Source organism: Mesorhizobium sp. M1E.F.Ca.ET.041.01.1.1 (assembly GCF_003997355.1).
GTDB lineage: Bacteria > Pseudomonadota > Alphaproteobacteria > Rhizobiales > Rhizobiaceae > Mesorhizobium.
This window is the reverse complement of record NZ_RZSL01000635.1, coordinates 1-3,222: the sequence shown is the minus strand read 5'-3', so window position 1 is coordinate 3,222 and position 3,222 is coordinate 1. Positions and strand designations below refer to the sequence as shown.

The window sequence follows — 3,222 nt, the reverse complement described above, 5'->3', positions numbered from 1 at the left end:
AATGCATGTCGCCCAAAAGTGTGCAGCGGTTTTGGGAATACGACATGCATAAAGATTGAAACGGAAAAGGCCGGGTGGAACCCGGCCTTTTCGAACTGTTTGGACTATTTTCGGTGCTTGTCTTCCCGGCTTTGGCGGGTCAGGGAAGAACGCCTATGATAAGGGCACCGATGAATGCGAACGCTGCACAAATCATCAATGCGTTGATTGGCCTCGTCAGTCCCATGCCATAGCCTCCTCTTAAGAGCTATGGCCGGAATCTAGAGTCATTTGTGCCACAGGCAAGCGGAAAACATGCTGCAATGCGACATGATTGTGGAATTTGCGACTTGGGATTTGCCGTTAGCCATTGAAAGTCTTCGGCAAAAGTCGTCTCAGGCGTTGTGAATAAATTGTGGCGGCGTTGTGGCATGACACCGCTACCATCGGCCGAACAGGCGTCCGTCAATGGTGAGAAGGCCGAGTGCGATCAGCGCCATGCCGCCCATTTCGAAGAGCTGCAGTCGTTCCCCGAGGAACAGGAAACCGAGCAGCACCGCGCTGACCGGCACGACCAGCGTGACCAGCGAGGCATTGGTGGCGCCGGCCGAGGCGACGAGGTTGAAGTAGAGGATATAGGCGAAGGCGGTGGACAGCAGCGCCAGCGCAACCACCGCGGCCCAGACAGGCGGCGAGGCCGAAAACAGTCCGGCAGGGCCGTACGCAGTGAGCACGACCGGGACCATGATGATGGTCGAGGCGGTCAGCTGCCCCGTGGCGATGACCGGCGAGGGCACGCCCTTGAAGCGGCGCGCGATCATCAGGGCAACCGCGTAGGACAGCGAGGCACCGATCAGCGCGAACTTGGCCCAGACCGGCCCGCCGAGGCCGGCGACCAGGCCAGGCCCGATCATCACTGCCGTGCCGGCAACGCCGAGCGCGATGCCGGCCAGCTTGTTCCACGACAGCTTCTCGTCCGTGGTGAGCGCGTTGGCGAGGATCAGCGTCCAGAACGGCGTGGTGGCGTTGAGCACCGAAGCGACTCCGGCGCCGAGCTCGGTCTGGCCGGCGAAGATCAGGGAGAAGGGGACGATGTTGTTGGTGAATGCCAGCAGGAAGAACATGCCGGCGTAAGGAAAGGCGAGGCGGAAGGACGGGCCGCGCATCGCCAGATAGAGCTGAAGCGCCGCCGCGGCGATGGCGACGCGAAACAGCACCAGCGCCAGCGGGTGGATCTCGGACACGGCAATGCGGGCAAAGAAGAACGAGCCGCCCCAGATCGCGCCGAGCAGCAGCAGTTGCGCCCAGTCCTTGAGCGTCATCGGTCCGCGCGTCGCCGCGGCGCCAGCCGTAATCGTCATGTCGTCAACCCTCCCAGGCCGGTCGCAGTCTCGGCCCGCCGAACAGCCTCCAACCGATATCCGGTCTGGCGGCAAGGGCCACCCGAAACCCGACTGGTGGTTTAGCGTTCGAAAAAGGGTGCAGCGAGCCGTCCGGGAAGACGAGACACAGAACTGTTTTCTTTGGCGGCTACCTAGGATTAATTGTGCGCGCCCCAGATCAAGGATTCGTCCATGCAGCGATTCGAAAATGCCCGCGAGGCGGCACTGGCGTTTCGTCCGGACGATCCGGTCTATTGCTTCCGTCCGCAGGTGCTGAAGGCCGATGCCTTGCAGTTCATGGGCATGTTCCCCGGCAAGACCGCCTATGCGGTCAAGACCAATGGCGAGCAGATCGTGCTGAAGACGCTGGTCGAGGCAGGCGTCGGCGCCTTCGACGTCGCCTCGCCCGGCGAGTTCGCCGCCGTGCGCGCCGTCTCGCCCGACGCTGAGATGCTCTACATGCATCCGGTCAAGGCGCAGTCGGACATCAAGCTGGCGCTGGAGAAATACGGTATCCGGGTGATCTCGCTCGACCATGAGGACGAGATCACCAAGCTGACGCGCGTCGTGCGTGCGCTCGATATCGACCCGGGCGCGCTGACGGTGTTCGTGCGCATCCAGACCAAGGGCCAAGCCGCCTATGAGCTGTCGAAGAAGTTCGGCGCCGGGCCCGCCAATGCGGTCGAGCTTGCCGAGCGGCTCAACCGCACAGGCTACAAGGTCGGCCTCTGCTTCCACGTCGGCAGCCAGATCGAGGACCCCGACACTTATGAGCGGGCGCTCGCCTCGGCCGACTGGGTGCGCAACCGGCTGACCTTCGACATTGCCGGACTCGATGTCGGCGGCGGCTTTCCGGCCGAATACGGCCATGACCCCAATCGCAGGCACATCGAAATGCCTTCGCTGGGGCAGCTCATGTCGCGGCTCTCCGGCGACCTCAAGGAATACCAGTTCGATCGGATGCCGCTGGTGGCCGAGCCAGGCCGCGTGATCGTGGCGCGTTGCCTGTCGCTGATCGTTCGCGTGCTCTTGCGCAAGGGCAAGCGGCTCTACATCAATGACGGCATCTGGGCGTCGCTCTCCGATTCATGGACCGGCAAGATCACGCTGCCGGCGCGCTTCATTCCCGATCCCGCGATCCGCACGCGCAACGGCAGCGAGAAGACCATCGTGCCGTTCAAGGTCTGCGGCGCGACCTGCGATTCCGTCGACATCCTGTCGCGGCCGTTCTGGCTGCCGGAAACGGTCGATACCGGCGACTGGATCGAGATCGGCCATATCGGTGCCTATTCGCTGTCGCTCCGGACGCGCTTCAACGGATTCTTTCCCGATACATTCGTCGAGGTTGCGACGCCCTTCGATGAGGGTGACGCGCCGGAGGGGTTCGCCAGTCTGGAGACGATGGCTGATTAAGTTCTTTCCTTCTCCCCTTGTGGGAGAAGGTGGCCGAGCGAAGCTCGGTCGGATGAGGGGTGCTCCAGGAAACACTGACGTCTCATTCCGTCCAACACCCCTCAACCGTCTCGGCGCTGCGCGCCGATCCACCTTCTCCCACAAGGGGAGAAGGGAAGGGCGCTACAATTTCGCCAGCAGCTCCGGCGTCGGCCAGCCATCCACGGGCAGGCCGAGCCGCATCTGCTCCTTGCGGATCGCTTCGCGGGTGTTCGTGCCCAGGATGCCGTCGACGGTGCCGACGTCGTAGCCCTTGGCTTCGAGCTTGGTTTGCAGCGCCTTCATCTGATCGCCTGTCAGGCCTTGCTCCGGCGTACGCGGGTCGAACTGCGGCGCGCCGGCGAGACGGGCCGCAAGCACCGCGGCGGTCAGCGCATAGGTGAAGGACTGGTTCCACTCCAGATAGACG

3 protein-coding genes are annotated in these 3,222 nt (G+C 63.2%); 1 reads left to right on the top strand and 2 read right to left on the bottom strand.

Features of this window, described 5'->3' with window-relative positions; genetic code table 11:
• Positions 1-419: 419 nt before the first annotated feature.
• On the bottom strand, positions 420-1,340 hold the full coding sequence (locus EOA38_RS31690) for a DMT family transporter (protein WP_126093065.1): 921 nt from the start codon (positions 1,338-1,340) through the stop codon (positions 420-422).
• Positions 1,341-1,553: 213 nt separating this feature from the next.
• On the opposite strand from EOA38_RS31690, the gene EOA38_RS31685 reads away from it, so the two are divergent.
• Entirely contained in the window at positions 1,554-2,774 is a 1,221-nt protein-coding gene (locus tag EOA38_RS31685) for an alanine racemase (protein ID WP_126093066.1), read from the top strand.
• A gap of 162 nt (positions 2,775-2,936) precedes the next feature.
• Here the strand turns inward: EOA38_RS31685 and EOA38_RS31680 are convergent.
• Positions 2,937-3,222, bottom strand: a 286-nt coding sequence (locus EOA38_RS31680; RefSeq protein WP_189435050.1) for a peptidoglycan-binding domain-containing protein, incomplete at its 5' end; no start/stop codon positions are given.